This is a genomic window from Pseudomonas putida (assembly GCF_050989985.1).
Lineage (GTDB): Bacteria > Pseudomonadota > Gammaproteobacteria > Pseudomonadales > Pseudomonadaceae > Aquipseudomonas > Aquipseudomonas putida_AI.
In genome coordinates this window covers 4012546-4029552 of the sequence record NZ_CP158815.1, presented here as the reverse complement: position 1 = coordinate 4029552, position 17007 = coordinate 4012546, and the positions used below count along the sequence as shown (strand labels likewise).

15 protein-coding genes are annotated in these 17007 nt (G+C 60.9%); 6 read left to right on the top strand and 9 right to left on the bottom strand.

The features are described from left to right. Positions 1-172: 172 nt before the first annotated feature. Positions 173-1102: an alpha/beta fold hydrolase gene (locus tag ABTV29_RS18500; RefSeq protein ID WP_433766109.1), complete on the bottom strand. Its 930-nt coding sequence runs from the start codon at positions 1100-1102 to the stop codon at positions 173-175. A gap of 521 nt (positions 1103-1623) precedes the next feature. Here ABTV29_RS18500 and ABTV29_RS18495 point away from each other — a divergent pair. Then, complete coding sequence (locus ABTV29_RS18495) at positions 1624-2478, top strand: hypothetical protein (protein WP_433766108.1); 855 nt, start codon at positions 1624-1626, stop codon at positions 2476-2478. 159 nt (positions 2479-2637) lie between these two features. On the opposite strand, the gene ahr is transcribed toward ABTV29_RS18495, so the two are convergent. The 5 genes from ahr to ABTV29_RS18470 all read right to left on the bottom strand — a co-directional run bounded on the left by ahr (position 2638) and on the right by ABTV29_RS18470 (position 9010). Continuing rightward, positions 2638-3669 carry an NADPH-dependent aldehyde reductase Ahr gene (gene ahr / locus ABTV29_RS18490; RefSeq protein WP_433766106.1) on the bottom strand — a complete coding sequence of 344 codons (1032 nt, stop codon included), beginning with the start codon at positions 3667-3669 and terminating at the stop codon, positions 2638-2640. 571 nt (positions 3670-4240) lie between these two features. Continuing rightward, positions 4241-5647, bottom strand: a complete 1407-nt coding sequence (locus tag ABTV29_RS18485) for an aldehyde dehydrogenase family protein (RefSeq protein WP_433766104.1) — start codon at positions 5645-5647, stop codon at positions 4241-4243. Between the two features lie 238 nt (positions 5648-5885). Next, positions 5886-6950 carry an alpha/beta fold hydrolase gene (locus ABTV29_RS18480; protein ID WP_433766103.1) on the bottom strand — a complete coding sequence of 355 codons (1065 nt, stop codon included), beginning with the start codon at positions 6948-6950 and terminating at the stop codon, positions 5886-5888. Between the two features lie 303 nt (positions 6951-7253). Further along, complete coding sequence (locus tag ABTV29_RS18475) at positions 7254-8297, bottom strand: LLM class flavin-dependent oxidoreductase (protein WP_433766102.1); 1044 nt, start codon at positions 8295-8297, stop codon at positions 7254-7256. Positions 8298-8524: 227 nt separating this feature from the next. Continuing rightward, positions 8525-9010, bottom strand: a complete 486-nt coding sequence (locus ABTV29_RS18470; RefSeq protein ID WP_433766101.1) for a flavin reductase family protein — start codon at positions 9008-9010, stop codon at positions 8525-8527. Positions 9011-9332: 322 nt separating this feature from the next. On the opposite strand from ABTV29_RS18470, the gene ABTV29_RS18465 reads away from it, so the two are divergent. The 5 genes from ABTV29_RS18465 (at position 9333) to ABTV29_RS18445 (ending at position 15116) form a co-directional block, all read left to right on the top strand. Then, complete coding sequence (locus ABTV29_RS18465) at positions 9333-10739, top strand: purine-cytosine permease family protein (RefSeq protein WP_433766100.1); 1407 nt, start codon at positions 9333-9335, stop codon at positions 10737-10739. A 149-nt stretch (positions 10740-10888) separates the two neighbouring features. Continuing rightward, entirely contained in the window at positions 10889-12178 is a 1290-nt protein-coding gene (locus ABTV29_RS18460) for an NAD(P)/FAD-dependent oxidoreductase (protein ID WP_433766098.1), read from the top strand. Between the two features lie 25 nt (positions 12179-12203). Next, entirely contained in the window at positions 12204-12758 is a 555-nt protein-coding gene (locus ABTV29_RS18455; RefSeq protein ID WP_433766097.1) for a helix-turn-helix domain-containing protein, read from the top strand. 22 nt (positions 12759-12780) lie between these two features. Further along, on the top strand, positions 12781-14127 hold the full coding sequence (locus ABTV29_RS18450; protein ID WP_433766096.1) for a glutamine synthetase family protein: 1347 nt from the start codon (positions 12781-12783) through the stop codon (positions 14125-14127). Between the two features lie 479 nt (positions 14128-14606). Then, complete coding sequence (locus tag ABTV29_RS18445) at positions 14607-15116, top strand: hypothetical protein (RefSeq protein ID WP_433766094.1); 510 nt, start codon at positions 14607-14609, stop codon at positions 15114-15116. A 176-nt stretch (positions 15117-15292) separates the two neighbouring features. On the opposite strand, the gene ABTV29_RS18440 is transcribed toward ABTV29_RS18445, so the two are convergent. From ABTV29_RS18440 to ABTV29_RS18430, 3 genes are all read right to left on the bottom strand, one after another. Next, positions 15293-15979 (bottom strand): helix-turn-helix domain-containing protein, encoded by a 687-nt coding sequence (locus ABTV29_RS18440; protein WP_433766092.1) that lies wholly within the window; start codon positions 15977-15979, stop codon positions 15293-15295. After that, positions 15937-16098: a hypothetical protein gene (locus tag ABTV29_RS18435; RefSeq protein WP_433766090.1), complete on the bottom strand. Its 162-nt coding sequence runs from the start codon at positions 16096-16098 to the stop codon at positions 15937-15939. Before ABTV29_RS18435 ends, ABTV29_RS18440 begins: the two co-directional genes overlap by 43 nt. Before the next feature lie 243 nt (positions 16099-16341). Continuing rightward, positions 16342-16974 (bottom strand): response regulator, encoded by a 633-nt coding sequence (locus ABTV29_RS18430; protein ID WP_433766088.1) that lies wholly within the window; start codon positions 16972-16974, stop codon positions 16342-16344. Between the last annotated feature and the right edge of the window lie 33 nt (positions 16975-17007).

The window sequence follows — 17007 nt, the reverse complement described above, 5'->3', positions numbered from 1 at the left end:
TGAGGTCGCACTGGCAGCTCTATCGCTGATTTGCCTGTATCGATTCTAGATCCAGATTCTCTTCATGCGAATCGCTTTTATTTAAGTAGGGCCGCAGGGGCTCTGGCCTGCGGCACAAGGCGCCGAACATGACCTGCGTCATGGTCCGGCGCCCACGGTTTTATGGCTGGCATCAGCCCTTGATGAAGGCCAGCAGGTCCTGGTTGATCACCTCGGTATGGGTGGTGCACATGCCGTGGGGCAGGCCGGGATAGGTTTTCAGGGTGCCTTTCTTAAGCAATTTGATGCTCAGCTGCGCAGAATCGGCGATCGGTACGATCTGGTCGTCTTCACCGTGCATGACCAGGGTCGGCACTTCGATGCTTTTCAGGTCGTCGGTGAAGTCGGTTTCCGAGAAGGCCTTGATGCAGTCGTACTGTGCCTTGATCCCGCCGTTCATGCCCTGGCGCCACCAGTTGTCGATGACGGGCTGGGAGACTTTCGCGCCCGGACGGTTGAAACCGTAGAACGGGCCGGAGGGAAAGTCGCGATAGAACTGGGCGCGGTTGTCGGCCAGGGCCTTGCGCAAGCCGTCGAACACATCCATCGGCAGGCCACCCGGGTTTTTCGCGGTGCGCAGCATGATCGGCGGCACGGCGCCGATCAGTACCGCCTTGGCCACGCGACCACGGCCATGACGCGCCACATAGCGTGCCACTTCACCGCCACCGGTGGAGTGACCGATGTGGATGGCATTGGTGATGTTCAGGTGCGCCATCAGCTCGGCCACGTCGGCGGCGTAGGTATCCATTTCGTTGCCGGTATCGGTCTGGGTCGAGCGGCCATGACCCCGGCGATCGTGGGCGATGACGCGGAAGCCCTTGCTGAGGAAAAACAGCATCTGGGCATCCCAGTCGTCGCCGGAAAGCGGCCAGCCATGGTGAAACACGATCGGCTGTCCGCTGCCCCAGTCCTTGTAGAAAATCTGCGTGCCGTCCTTGACCGTGATGGTTCCCGAGCCTTTGACGTTGCCTTTGCCGCCGGCATTGCCGTTGGTGTTGGTGGCGGACGGTGCCTGCTGCGCTGCAAGCGCCGGTACCGCCACTACGAGGGCGGCGGCCATGGCGCCAGTCGTTATCAGGCCGCGACGGGAGGTTCCGCTGGTCTCATCAGTCATTTTTCAATACCCATTAGGTTCTGGAGGGAGCGCTTGCAAGGCCCGTGGCCGTGCGTTTGGCAGCTGAGGAAAATTTATGGGCAAAGTGCCTTGCGGAAAATCAGACATGGGTGTCTGCGGCTAACGCTTTGGTATAGACGCCATGGCGCCGGTTTTGCGCGATGATGGCGGCCGCGAAGTGTCTGGTTACCCGCGTTATCGTTGATGACCATCGCGGGCAAGCCACGCTCCCACAGGTTGAGCGTTGCCCTTGCCTCTGTAGGAGCGAGCCTGCTCGCGATGCACGAAAGAGCGCCGCGGGGTATCAGGCTTCCCGCGTTATCGTTGACGACCATCGCGAGCAGGCTCGCTCCTACAGAAAAGCAGAAGCGACACGATGCCGTCATGTCGATGGTTTATTTACGGATCCAACGCCAGTAGATTAGGCGCCGGTTTGCCGAGCACCCCAGACACAACAAGGAAGATTCATGTACGTCAACTCATCCTCGTCTTCATCCAGCGCATTGATCGCCGCCTATTCCTCCGCCGCCAGCAGCAAGGCCGGCAATGCCCAGGGCAACGGCGCCAGTCAGTCGGCAGACCCGACGCAAAATGATGATTCGGTGAGTTTTTCCGGCACCGCCACCGATTACAGCGCTGCCATCGCCAGCAACGCGCCGTACTTTCCGGTGCGGCCGGGGATGAATGCCGACGCGCTGATCCTGGGGGCCGCCAAGCCGGGGGCGATTTCCAGCTCCAAGGACAAGACCTTCGCCGACGTCGCCCTCGATGCCCGCAAGCGCATGGATGAGAAGTACGCGCTGATGAAAGACAGCGGCAAGCCGTACGACAACAGCATGCAGGATCGCAATTCATTGATGGGCGATCTGGATCGACGTTCGCTGTACGCCGTGGCCACCAACGAGGGCGGCCAGTTCAGCAAGGAAGAACAAGCCTCGGCACAGGAGCTGATGCGCCAGCAGGCACAACTCGCCACGGGCTATTACGTCGGCCCGGAAGATCAGAAGAAGAACTGGCGCGACCCGTTCGCCAATGACCCGGTGGGTCGGGCCAAGGCTGCGCTGAATTTCCTGGACAACATGAGCCCGGAAGAGAAATCCACGCCGCAATGGCTGACCCAGCGCGCGACGATCCAGACCGCATTGGACCAGGCCACCGCCGCCGACCCGGTGGAGCTGGCGAAGAAGAAACAGCTGTATTTCCCGATCCTCGCGGAAATCCTGCAGAACGGCACCAGTTGGTTCGGCAGGAAAGAGTCGGACCAGGACAAATCGGCTGAGTTGCTGAACCAGCTGCAGGCTGCGGTTCAAACCACTCGGTAAACGCAGGCCTCCTGTAGGAGCTGCCGCAGGCTGCGATCTTTTGATCTTTTAATTGTGCTTTTAAAGATCAAAAGATCGCAGCCTCGTTTCACTCGACAGCTCCTACACAGCTCCTACACAGCTTCTACATGGCTCCCATGCAGCTCCTACAGAAATGCATCACTTGCTGGCATCCAGCACCACGCGATACCGCGCCTTGCCACTGCGCAGATGATCGATGGCCTCGTTGATCCGGCTCATGGGAAACATCTCGACCTGCGGCAGGATCTGATGTCGCGCGCAGAATTCCAGCATGCTCGCGGTGTTGCTCGGTGAACCGACCGGTGAGGCGGACAGGGTCTTTTGTTGCGGGATCAGGTCGAACACATGCACCGGAATCGCACTGGGGACGATGCCGACGAAGTGCAGGCGACCCTTGCCGCGCAGGGTGGCGAGCATGGCGGTCCAGTCCAGATTGGCGCTGGCGGTGACCAGCAGAAAATCCAGTGAGCCGGCAATGGCTTTGAGTGCGTCGCTGTCGGTAGAGGCGACGACCTTGTGGGCGCCCAGGCGCTTGGCCTCGTCCTGTTTGCTCAGGGATGAGGTGAAGGCGGTGACTTCGCAACCCCAGGCGTTGAGAAAGCGCAGGGCCAGGTGACCGAGGCCACCGATGCCCACCACACCGACCCGGTCTGTGGGTTTGATGCCGAATTCCACCAGCGGGTTGAACACCGTGGAACCTGCGCAGAACAGGGGACCTGCCAGTGCCGGGTCGAGCGCTTCGGGAATCGGCAGGGCCCAGGCCCAGTGCGAACGCAGGCGATCGGCGAAGCCGCCGTGGCTTCCGATGATGGTCGGCTGGGCGGTGCGGCACAGGTTGTGGGAGCCTTCGATGCAGGACGAGCAATGCATGCAGCTGCCCTTGTACCAGCCGATGCCCACCCGCTGGCCCAATTGCAGGCCGCGTACCTGCGCGCCCATCCGGACGATTCGGCCGACGACCTCATGCCCGGGAATAAAAGGGTATTGGCTGATGCCCCAATCGTTATCGATCAGGGATTGGTCGGAGTGGCAGACGCCGCAATATTCCACGGCGACCTCTACCTGCTCTTCACCCAAGGGGCCGGGGTCGTAGCTGAAGCGCTCCAGCGGGGCGCGGGCCGCGGTGGCGGCCCAACCGGTGAAAGTGGTGAGTTCGCTGCTGTCGCTCATGGGGGGCACTCCAGATCAGGAGACGAGGGTTTGGCCGCCCGTGTGCGGTGGCGGCGGAGCCAGAAAAGTGTAGCGGGTCTCTTTCCTGGCGCCATGTTCCCGGAAACCTTTGCAGGAGCGCGTAATTCTGTGGGTGTGGGTGTGGGAGCGAGCCTGCTCGCGAAAAACGATCAGACAACACGTTCATCCTGACAGCGCGCGTTATCGTTGACGTCCATCGCGAGCAGGCTCGCTCCCACAGGGTTTTGGGTTGTTCACAAATTTAGCGGTCGACCGGTGAACCTGTGGGAGCGGGCTTGCCCGCGAAGGGGCCGGCACATCCGGCATCGGTGCTGGCTGGCCTGACGCCATCGCGGGCAAGCCATGCTCCCACAGGGTTTTGGGTTGTTCACAAATTTAGCGGTCGACCGGTGAACCTGTGGGAGCGAGCCTGCTCGCGAAGGGGCCGGCACATCCGGCATCGGTGCTGGCTGGCCTGACGCCATCGCGGGCAAGCCATGCTCCCACAGGGTTTTGGGTTGTTCACAAATTTAGTGGTCGACTCATGGACCTGTGGGAGCGGTGTCGCTGTTTAGCCGCGCACTGCCCGGGAGCGCCAGACCATCATCTTCTCGACCTGCATTTCCTTCATGGTGTGGGGGATCCCGCCCACGCCGTGGCCGGACTGGCGGGCGCCGGCGAAGGGCATCCAGTCGACGCGGAAGGTGGTGCTTTCGTTGATCATCACCGCCGTGGCGTCCAGGTCCTGGTAGCACTGCATGGCGGTGTCCAGGTCCTGGGTGAAGACCGCAGCCTGGAAGGCGTCGGGCAGGGCGTTGGCCAGCTCGATGGCTTGCGTCAGGTCGTCGTAGGCATACACAGCCACCACCGGACCGAACACTTCCTTTTGCATCACGCTGGAGTCGATGGACGGGTTGAGCAGCACGGTCGGCGCGTAGCAGTTGTTGCCCAGTGCACGGCCACCGGAGATCAGGCGCGCGCCACCGGCGACGGCCTCGTCCACCCATTGGCTGACGCGATTGACTTCACGCTCGGTGATCAACGGACCGACATCGGTGCGCGCATCGGTCGGATCGCCCACCACCATGGCATCGCCCAACTGGCCCAGGCGCTCGGCCACCTGCTCGGCGATGCTGCGGTGGCAGAACACCCGCTGCACGCTGACGCAAACCTGGCCGGCGTGGAAGAAGGCGCCACGGGCGATCCGCGGCAACGAGTCATCAAGATCGGCATCCGCCGCCAGCATGACCGGTGCCACGCCACCATGCTCCAGTGCGCAGCGGGCGCCGGGGGCCAGGGTGGAACGCAGCATCCAGCCCACTTTCGCCGAACCGATGAAACTGAAGAAACCTACCCGTGGGTCGGATACCAGCTTGCCGGTGATGCTGTTGTCTGCCGGCAGCAGCATCTGCGCCCAGCCTTCGGGCAGGCCGGCTTCAGTGAGGATATCGACCAGCGTGCGGCAGCTGAGCGGGGTGTTGCCCGCCGGCTTGACGATTACCGGCGCGCCAACGGCGATGGCCGGAACCACCTGGTGCACGATCAGGTTGAACGGGTGGTTGAAGGCCGAGACGGCCGCCACCACGCCAATCGGTTCGAACTGGGTGAACGCCACGCGGTTGGCCGACGCAGCGTTCAGCCCCATGGGGATCACGTGGCCGCCTTCGGTGCGTAGCACTTCGATGCTGTTGAGGATGCCGTCGATGCCGCGTTCGACTTCGGCGAGGGAATCCTTCAGTGGCTTGCCGCCTTCGGCCGCTGCCTGGGTGGCGATTTCCAGCTTGCGCTCGGCGACCAGCCCGGCGGCGCGGTGCAGGATCTCAATGCGCCGCGGCTTGCTCAGCCATTGGCTACGGTCGCGGAAAAGGCCGTGGGCGACGCTCAGCGCCTGCTCGACGTCAGCCGCGGTGGCAGCGGCGACATGACCGAGAAGTTTGCCGTTGTAGGGCGCGTGCACAGCCAGGGTTTGTTCAGACATGGGACTTTCCTCGGATCGCAAGAAAACAATGTGCGGGCTGGCGCAAAAGAGCGCAGCCTGCGACAGCTCCTACATGTGCATCGGTAGAGTGTAGGAGTTGCCGCAGGCCGCGATCGTTTAACCGGCCAATGGCGCTTGCCAGACTTGCGACAAAGTTAGCCATGAGCGGGTGTTTCGAAAACTGAATAATTCAGAAACACCCGTTCATTTTTCCAGAAGAACTCTTGGTCTCACGACCTCACAGGTGATCGGCGTCGATGATCGCCTTGGCAAACTCTTGCGGAGCTTCCTGGGGTAGGTTGTGACCGATACCGCCGGTGATCAGCCGATACTCGTATTTGCCGGTGAAGCGTTGGCGATAGTCCTCGGCTTTCGGGTGCGGGGCGCCGTTGGCGTCGCCTTCCATGGTGATGGTCGGCACGCTGATGGACGGGGCCTTGGCCAGTTTCTGCTCCAGGGCGTCATATTTGCTTTCGCCTTGCACCAGGCCCAGGCGCCAGCGGTAGTTGAAGACGGTGATGTCGACGTGATCCTTGTTGTTCAGGGCCGCGGCGCTGCGGTCGTAGGTGGCGTCATCGAACGCCCATTGCGGGGACGCCAGCTGCCAGATCAACTTGGCAAAGTCGTGGGTGTTTTTCTGGTAACCCTCTTTACCGCGATCGGTGGCGAAGTAGAACTGGTACCACCACTGCAATTCAGCCTTGGGCGGCAGCGGGTTCTTGCCGGCGGCCTGGTTGCCGATCAGGTAACCGCTGACCGACACCAGCGCCTTGACCCGCTCAGGCCACAGCGCCGAGACGATATCCGCCGAACGCGCGCCCCAGTCGTAGCCACCGAGCACGGCCTGTTTGATTTTCAGGGCGTCCATGAAGTCGATGACGTCACTGGCCAGTGCAGCAGGTTGGCCATTGCGCAGGGTCTTATCGGACAGGAAGTGCGTATCGCCATAGCCCCGTGCGTAGGGCATCAGCACCCGGTAGCCCTTGGCGGCGAGCAGGGGCGCGACTTCGTCGTAACTGTGAATGTCGTAGGGCCAGCCGTGCAGCAGGATCACCACCGGGCCATCGGCCGGGCCGGTTTCGGCATAGGCCACGTCCAGCAGGCCGGCATTGACGTGCTTGAGCGGGCCGAACGGGGTGTCGGCGGCGGTTGACGCACTGGCCGGTGCAGGGGCTGCGTTGGCGGTGGTGCTCGCCTGGGCGTTGACGGCGCCCAGTACACCCAGGGTCAGGGCAAGAACGGTGGAGCCCACCAGATGGCGGCGATTTTTGTCGGCGTGTTTGTTCAACAAATGCACTTTCATGGTGGAGCTCCTTTTTAAGTGAAGGCCAGGCGGGGGAGGCCGTGGTTCACATTTAAGTGCAGGGAGGTATCCGGGCTATTTCAGAAAAGCGGGCGGGTGAAGCGTTTTGTATCGCGGGGGAGTGTAGATACATTTCGATACAAGGCGGGGGGAGGGTGTTGTTCGCGCAGATCAATTTGTGGGAGCGAGCCTGCTCGCGAAAGCGGTGTGTCATTCAGCATAAATGCTGGCTGATACGGCCCTTTCGCGAGCAGGCTCGCTCCCACAGGGGAGCAGGGGGGGAGGCAGGGTAGCAGTGGCGTATCAGCGGAACGCTGGCACCACATGCTTGATGAACAGCTCCAGGGATTTTTTCTTTTCCGCGTGGGGCAGGCTGTTGTCGCACCAGAAGCTGAATTCGTCGACGCCCAGTTCCTGGTAGTACTTGATGCGCGGAATGATTTCTTCCGGGGTGCCGATCATGGCGGTCCTGTGCAGGCTTTCCAGTTCGAACTCGGGACGGCCGGCGAATTTCTCTTCCGGGCTTGGCGCCAGGAAGCCGTTGACCGGGGTCTGCTTGTTGCCGAACCAGGCGTCGAAGGTACGGTAGAACTTCGAGATGGCCTTGGCCCCGACTTGCCAGCCATCCGGGTCGTCAGCGGTGTGGACGTGGGTGTGACGCAGCACCATCAATTGCGGGCGCGGCACGTCCGGGTTGTTGTCCAGTGCGGCCTGGAATTTGTTTTTCAGGTCCAGTACTTCTTCGTCGCCTTTCATCAGCGGCGTGACCATGACGTTGCAGCCGTTGGCCACGGCGAAGTTGTGCGAGTCCGGGTCGCGGGCGGCGATCCACATCGGCGGGTTCGGCTGCTGGATCGGCTTGGGTACGCTGGTGGAGGTGGGGAATTTCCAGATCTCGCCGTCATGGGCGTAGTCGCCTTGCCACAGGGCACGCACCACCGGAACCATTTCCCGCAGCGCCTGGCCACCGCTGGAGGCCGGCATGCCGCCGGCCATGCGGTCGAACTCGACCTGATAGGCGCCGCGCGCCAGGCCGACTTCCATGCGACCGTTGCTGATCACGTCCAGCAGGGCGCATTCACCGGCCACCCGCAGCGGGTGCCAGAACGGCGCGATGATGGTGCCGGCGCCCAGGTGAATGGTGGTGGTATTGGCCGCCAGATAGGCCAGCAGCGGCATTGGGCTCGGCGAGATGGTGTACTCCATGGCGTGGTGTTCACCGATCCATACGGTGTTGAAACCACCGGCCTCGGCCATCAGGGTCAGTTCGGTCAGGTCTTCGAACAACTGGCGGTGGCTGACGCTTTCGTCCCAACGTTCCATGTGTACGAACAGGGAAAATTTCATGACGCTTACCTCGGATCTTTTGTTATCGGCCTGTCGTGTGCGGGCTCGTTGATTATTGGTATACCATAATACGTTTTTAGTTCAAATAACTTGCCTGTAGGGCAAACGCAAACCCTGTGGGAGCGGGCTTGCCCGCGATGACGGCATCACATTCGACATCAATGTTGTCTGATCCACCGCTATCGCGGGCAAGCCCGCTCCCACAGGGATAGAGGTGATCTCGCGCCTCAGGCCAGCACCGGCAACGCCCCCATCTTCCCGTGGCAATACACCAGCGGCCCGGCGTCGTGCGTCGGCACAATCAGGTTCTTCACCGCGCCGACCATGATCGCGTGGTCGCCGCCTTCATATTCGCGCCACAGTTCGCATTCGATGACCGCCGTGGCATTGGCCAGGATCGGGTTGCCCAGTTCGCTCAGGGTCCATTCGATGCCTTGCGCCTTGTCCTTGCCTTTGCGGGCGAAAGCATAGGCTTCGCTCTGCTGGCCGCCGGACAATACGTGGATGGCGAAGCGTTTGTTCTTGATCAACACCGGGTAGGAGTCGGAGCTGTAGTTGGGGCAGAACAGCACCAGGGCAGGGTCCATGGACAGCGAGCTGAAGGCGCTGGCGGTCAGGCCGACGATTTGCCCGTCGTCATCCAGCGTGGTGATCACCGTCACGCCAGACGGGAACGAACCCATGACTTGTTTGTAGATGGCGGCATCGATCATTGGACGGTCCTCGGGTGGTGTGACGCGGTTTTTATGTGTTTGTAGGTCTGATGGTATACCGTAATACCAAGTTTGCAAGAACTTTCACGGCGTGCCGACAAACGCGCAGGCTTGCGCTTTGAGCCAATGATTACGGGGCTTTTCGCCGGGCAGCATGCATCGAAACGCAGCAGGATTGCGGATCAGATGCCCTTTCAAAGGCCGGATCAGTCTTGTGAAAATGTTGGAATACCATAATATGGTTCGCATCTGAGGGGTGGCAGAGAGCACCCCCGGTTTGGCTTTTACAAAGATAAGAACAGACAAACTCGAGTTCACACCTATGTCCCAGATGTCCCGGCAAGATCCGTTGATCGAGAATCACACGGTCGACTACGTTCCTCTCGCAGAGCGCCACGGGAAGGCCCGCGATCTTTTCACCTTATGGTTCAGTACCAACATTGCGCCGCTGCCGATCGTTACCGGCGCGATGGTGGTTCAGGTGTTCCACCTCAATCTGTTCTGGGGGCTGCTGGCGATTGCCCTGGGGCATATGGCCGGAGGCCTGGTGATTGCCCTCGCGTCGGCCCAGGGGCCACGCATGGGCATCCCGCAAATGGTCCAGAGCCGTGGCCAGTTCGGGCGTTATGGCGCGCTGCTGATCGTGTTCTTTGCCGCACTGATCTACATCGGGTTCTTCATTTCCAACATCGTGCTCGCGGGCAAATCGATTGTCGGCATCGTGCCTTCGGTGCCCGTACCGGCCAGCATCCTGATGGGAGCGCTCAGCGCCACGGCTATCGGGGTGATCGGCTATCGCTTCATCCATACCCTCAACCGTATCGGCACCTGGGTCATGGGCAGCGCGCTGCTCGCCGGTTTCCTCTACATCTTCGCCCATGACCTGCCGGCGGATTTCTTCACCCGCGGCGGGTTCAACCTGTCCGGCTGGCTGGCCACGGTGTCGCTGGGGATCATCTGGCAGATCAGCTTCTCGCCTTATGTGTCGGACTATTCGCGTTATCTGCCGGCGAACATCGGCATCAGCCGTCCGTTCTTCGCCACTTACCTGGGCGCAACCCTGGGCACGATCCTGTCGTTCACCTTTGGCGCGGTCGCGGTGCTGGCGACCCCCGATGGCACCGAGGCGATGGCGGCGGTCAAGCAATCCACCGGTTGGCTGGGGCCGATCCTGATGGTGCTGTTCCTGCTCAACATCATCAGCCACAACGCCTTGAATCTGTACGGCGCGGTGCTGTCGATCATCACGTCGATCCAGACCTTCGCCAGCCAGTGGACGCCGAGCATCAAGGTGCGTGTAGCGCTGTCGAGCGTGGTGCTGGCCGGCTGCTGCGTGGTGGCGCTGGGGGCCTCGGCGGACTTCATCTCGCAGTTCATCGGGCTGATCCTGGCGCTGTTGCTGGTGCTGGTGCCGTGGGCCTCGATCAACCTGATCGACTTCTATGTGATCAAGCGCGGATGCTATGACATCCCTTCGATCTTCCGCGCCGATGGCGGGATCTACGGGCGCTTCAACCTGCATGCGATCATCGCGTACTTCATCGGCATCATCGTGCAGCTGCCGTTTGCCAATACCTCGCTGTACGTCGGGCCGTACGCCAACCTGGTGGAAGGCGCGGACCTGTCTTGGCTGGTGGGGTTGGTGGTGACTTGCCCGCTGTATTACTGCCTGGCGACACGGGGGCAGAAGCAGGAGATCCGGGCGTCAGCACTCGGCTACACCGACTGAAACGATCTCGCGTTCAACCCAAATGCCCGGCTTTTGCCGGGCATTTTTGTTTCGGTATTCGGCCGTTGGGGTACTGTGACGTTGCCCGCATGAAATCTTTCGTGTATTTTTTCATGAAATTAAAACTATAAAATTTCATGGAGCCGGTCATGTTTCAGCAATCCGCGCAACACGTCGCCAGCTATTACGCCCATTCCTGCAGCGATCGCCTGGTCAATCGGCCGGCACTCAAAGGTGAACAGGACACGCAAGTGCTGATTATCGGCGCCGGCTTCAGCGGGCTGCACACCGCGTTGCGCCTGGCCCTGGCTGGCAAGCGCGTGACGCTGCTGGAGGCGAGCAGGGTGGCGTGGGCGGCCTCGGGGCGTAACGGCGGACAGGCGATTCTGGGTTGGTCCTGTGACATGCCGCCGCTGGAGGCAGCATTGGGTTACGAGCGCGCGCGGCGGCTGTGGGACGGCATGCGCTGGGCGGCGCAGGAGTTGCGTGAACTGCCGGCGCGCCATGGTTTCGATTGCGATTATCGGCCCGGGCACCTCTGGACCTCAGTGATGCCACGGCGGGTCAGCCTGCTGACCGAATGGCAGCACGAGGCCAGTCACAAATGGGGGCACGACGGATTGCAGTTCATTGAACGCGATCAGTTGCCGGAATGGGTCGCCAGCGAGCGTTATCAGGCCGGTCTGTTCGACCCCGAGGGCGGGCACCTCAATCCGCTGAAACTGGCGCTGGGCCTGGCCGCCGCGATTGAGCGGGCCGGGGGCGTGATCCATGAACAAAGCAAGGCCCTGAGTTATCACGAGGACGGCGACGGTTACCGGGTGACCACCGAGCGCGGCAGCATTCGCGCAGACGTGCTGGTCCTGGCCTGCAACGCCTATCTGGATCGGCTCGATCCGCAGCTGTCGAGTTGCGTATTGCCCGTCGGCACCTATCAGGTCGCCACGGCGCCGTTGTCAGAGGCGCAGGCGACTGCGCTGCTGCCGAGCAATGTGTGCGTCACCGACAACCAGTTCGTGCTCGATTATTTCCGCCGCACCCCGGACAACCGCTTGTTGTTCGGCGGTGGCTGCACCTATCTGGGCGGGATGCCCAAGGACATCGCCGGCGCTACCCGGCCGTGCCTTGAGCGGGTGTTTCCGCAGTTGAAAGGGGTCGAGCTGGAGTTCTCCTGGGGCGGTCATATCGACCTGACGCTCAAGCGCACGCCGGATATCGGCCGACGCGGAGATTTGTACTGGCTGCAGGGTTATTCCGGGCATGGCGTGCTGCCGACCCTGGCCGGGGCGCGGGCGGTGTCCGATGCGATACTCGGCCGGGCGGACGAACTGGCGTTGTACCAGGGACTGACCAACGGCAGCTTCCCCGGCGGCAAATACATGGCGGCGCCCCTGGAAGCCATCGGCAAAGCCTGGTATCGGCTGCGCGACAGCATTTGAAACGGCAATTTCTGGAAGCCTTTAGATGGACATGCAAGAAGAGATTTCGGCGCTGGCGATCCTGATCCAGGACCTGCGCAAACACAAAAAATACACGCTCAAGGATCTGGCGGACAAAATCGGCCGTTCCGTGGGTTTCCTGTCCCAGGTCGAGCGCGGGCTGTCGCGGCCGACGGTGGCGGACCTGACCGCCATCAGCGAAACCCTCGGCGTGCCCACCACCTATTTCTACAGCCTGCCCAAACCCATGGCCCTGCCGTGGGTAACCCGGCCGGATGAGCGTCGCACGCTGTACTACGCCGACGGCATCACCGACATCCTCGTCTCGCCGAAAATGCGCGCGTCCTTTTCCATGCTCGAAAGCCAGCTGGAGCCCGGTGCCAGCAGCGGCGAGCGGCACATGAAGGACAGCTCGGAGCAGGGCGGCTATGTCCTGGAAGGCGAACTGACCCTGTGGCTGGATGACAACGAACCGGTGACCCTGCGCGCCGGCGACAGTTTCCAGCTGGCCAGCCATGCCCATTGCCGCTACGGCAATCTGGGCGAGCAACTCACCCGCGTACTTTGGGTTTACACCTGATAAAACAACAAGGAACACAATGATGGATGCTGTCTGCTCTGAACTGCTCGCCGAAGTACGTGAATTTCGTCAGCAGTACCCCGACGTACGTTTTGTCGACCTGATTTCCCTGGACATCCCGGGGCATTTCTACGGCAAGCGCTACCCGATCGAAATGCTCGAAAAAGTCGCGGCCGGCAGCGCGCTCAAGCTGCCGCAGAACTGCGTATTGCTCGGCACCCAGGGCGGGTTGTTCAAGATCGGTGACTACTGCTTCAACGACGGCGACCCGGACGCGCAACGGCGCCTGGTGCCTGGCACCTTGAAGCTGGTGAGCTGGGAACAGCAACCGCTGGGGCAGATGCTGATTACCTCCGACGGCACGGAAAAACCGATCGAATTCGAACCGCGGGAAGTCCTGGCGCAGGTGCTGGCGCGGCTGGGTCGCAAGGGCATTTTCCCGGTCGTGGCCTTCGAACTGGAGTTCTACCTGTTCGACAGTCACTTGCGCGATGGCCTGCCGCAATTTGCCCGCGACCCGCTGACCGGCGATGCCGATGACCAGCCGAACATGCACATCGAGCGCCTGACCCGCTTTGCCCCGGTACTCGATGAAATGGTCGAGACGGCGCGAGCGCAGGGCATCGACGCGACGGTGATCACCGCCGAACTGGGCCCCGGTCAGTTCGAAATCAACTTCGGTCACCTCGATGACGGTTTGCGCGCGGCCGACTGGGCGGCGTTGTTCTGCCGCAGTACCCGTGGCGTGGCACTCAAGCACAACTATCGCGCCAGCTTCATGGCCAAACCTTATTTGCAGCACCCCGGCAGCGGCATGCATGTGCATGTGAGCCTGTATGACGAGGCGGGTAACAACCTGCTGGCGGCGAACGGGGGGCAGGCGTTGCGTCATGCCGTGGCCGGTTGCCTGGACGTGTTGCCGCATTGCATGCCGATCTTCGCTCCGAACCACAACGCGACACGCCGCTTGAGCGCCACGGTGAACGTCGCCTCCCGCGCCAGCTGGGGCTTTGAAGACCGCGACGCGTGCCTGCGGGTGCCGGAGTCGGACGTGAAAAACTTGCGCATCGAACATCGCCTGGCCGGCGCCGATGCCAACCCTTACCTGGTACTGGCAGCGATCCTGATCGGCCTGGAGCAGGGACTGGAGCAGAAGCGCGAGCCCATCGCCCCGCTCAATGAAGATCGCAGCAGCGGCGTCGATTTCCCGTTGGAAATGCTCGAAGCCGTGCGCTCCATGCACAACCACGCAGCGGTACGTGAAGGCTTGGGGGAGGAGTTTGTAGACGTTTATTGCGAGAACAAGCGTCAGGATCATTTGGCGTTTATGAATGACATCAGTGCGCGGGAATATCGCTGGTTCCTGTAATCGCAGTTAAAGGGCTTTCGAAGTTAACCTTAAAAAATATCAGGATATTTAAAGGCTTAGCGAGATTAGTAACTGAGCAGTTAATCAAAATATCTTGTTACAGGGCGAAATATTCCGTAATATCCGCCCCGCGTTCACCACCACGGTTTATGCATTTTTAAATCCCGGGCGTCCATCAGCTGCCCGGGATTTTTTTTGCCCGGCATTTGGCAAATGCTTAGACCGATTATTTCCTTCGGTTCTTTAATTAGACCTGTACGACATATCCATCACCCACCAATCCGCGTCATGGCATTCGCCACGTCCGCGATCGAAGCCGATTGATCGTCATCGCAGACATCCCATCGCTACCTGCCTCGTAAAGGCTGCCCCGGCACCGGATTTGGCTGCTCGACCGCCAGCTTGTCGGGCCAGGCCGTTTGCCTAGAATCGCCCCCATCAGCTTGTCCAACTATCCAATCCTTCGGGGGAGCCACACCATGATGAACGCCATGCAGATGCAAATGCCGATGAACGCCGCCATGCCGATGATGCCGATGATGAGCATGCCTATGATGATGGCGACCATGACCTGCGAGATGATGGACGACGGCATGATGTGCAAGATGATGCCGGCGGCGGGCATGGACATGGCGATGTTCAAGAACAGCGCTGAAATGATGCAGATGATGATGAACTGCGGCATGCCGATGATGATGCACTGCGGCAACATGAGCATGATGTGCATGTCTGCGGCCAGCATGGCCATGCCGATGATGAACATGATGATGCCGATGCCAATGATGGGCATGCCGATGCCGTCGATGAAGTGCGTGATGGAATGCACCATGATGGCCGACTGCATGATGTGCAAAATCATGCCGATGGCCGGCATGAACATGGACATGATGAAGAACTGCTGCGCGCTGATGATGAAAATGATGAACGACTGCGGCATGCCGATGATGATGAGCTGCAACGGCATGCCGATGATGTGCTGCACCTGCTGATCGAAAGCTGATTGCTGATTGCTGATTGCTGATTGCTGATTGCTGATTGCTGATTGCTATACCTGTGGGAGCGAGCCTGCTCGCGATGGACTCAAGGCCGACGCGTTTATTCAGAAAGAACGCGTCATCGTTGACGATCATCGCGAGCAGGCTCGCTCCCACAGTTTTTTGGGTTGTCAGTCCAGGCGTTCGGGGTAGGTCACTACCAGGTAAGCCACAGCTTCACTGTCCGCAGGATTGCGATAGCGATGGGGCTGGTCGGCGTAAAACAGGATCGAGTCGCCGGTGGACAGCAGGTAGCGCTCATCGTTGACGCTGATCTCCAGCACCCCCTGCGCCACCACCAGGTTTTCCTGGACACCCGGGCCATGGCCTTCGGACTGGTCCTCGCCCAGCGGGCTCAGGCGCAACTCGTAAAACTCCGATTGCCGCGCCACGTCGTAGGGGAACAGCGCCCGGCTGACGAACGCGCCGTTGGCACTGACCAGGCGCTTGCTCTGGCTGGCCGACAACAGCGCCACACCTTCAAAGGCCCGATGCTCCAGGAAAGCGGCCACCGACACCTTCAAGCCCTTGGCGATTTTGCACAGCACTTTGATCGACGGCACGCTGCGCCCGGACTCGATCTGCGCCAGCATCGCCCGGCTCACGCCGCACTGGCGCGCCAGGGCATCGAGGGAGAGGTGACGCTTGCTGCGCAGGCGCTGCAGGTTCTGCGCAACGCGTTCGCAATTGGCGTCGTCTTCCTGCTGCTCCAGGTTGTTCAGGTCCAGCACGGGTTCATCGGCGCTCGCCAGAAAGCGCGTAGGCACATTGCTGTTCACGCGTGACGAGTCTCGGTCGCCTTGGCCGCCTGGACCCATTGCCAGGCCTGCAAGCCTGCATTGCGTGCGTACATTTCCCACATGGCCCGTGCCCGTTGCTGAGCCTGTTTGCGTTTGCGATAGCTGTTCAGGTCGATGAGGTTGTCGGTCGCATTCATGGGGCACTTCACTGTGATGATCAATGACGGGATGAATGGAGACTACGCGTAATGTTTTATAACGATAAATACTGATTTTTTATTTATTAAGATGTTTTGGTTCTTAATCGCACAGTTGAAAACCGCTTCCCTGTAGGAGCGAGCCTGCTCGCGATGCACGTCAACGATAATGCGCCCTGTCTGAATGAACGCGTTGCCCGGGCGTTTATCGCGAGCAGGCTCGCTCCCACAGTGGGTATGGCGTTACCGCGAAATGAGCCCGTGATCGATGGCGTATTTGACCAGTGCCGCCGGTTTGTCGATGTTGAGCTTGCGCCGAATGCTCAGGCGGTGGGTTTCCACGGTGCGCACGCTGATGTCCAGTTCCCGGGCCATTTCCTTGTTGTTCAGGCCCTGGGCCATTTTCGAGAGCACCTGGCTCTCCCGGGGCGTGAGTTCGTTGTCGGTGCTCTTGTCGGCGACGAGCCGCTGGGCGATGTCGGCGCTATAGAAGGTGCCGCCGCTGGTGATGGCTTCGATGGCGGCGATGATTTCCCGCGATGGCGCATTTTTCAGCACGTAGCCGCTGGCCCCGGAGCGCACGGATTCACTGACGTATTCATAGTTGTCGTACATGCTCAGCACCAGCACCTTGAGCGACGGGTACTGGCTGCGCAACATGCGGGTCAGTTCCAGGCCGTTCATGTCGCCGAGGCTGATGTCGACCAGCAGCAGGTCCGGCTGGCAGCGCCCGACCATCTCGATCGCCTCGGCGCCGTTTTCGGCTTCGCCCACCACTTCCAGGGGCGCCATGACAGCCAGCAGTGCCTTGATTCCATCGCGGACCAGGGAGTGATCGTCGACCAGCGCGACGCGGATCGGGGAGGGCAGGTTCATTCAGGGTTCACTCTTGTTGTTGGTTTTGCCGAC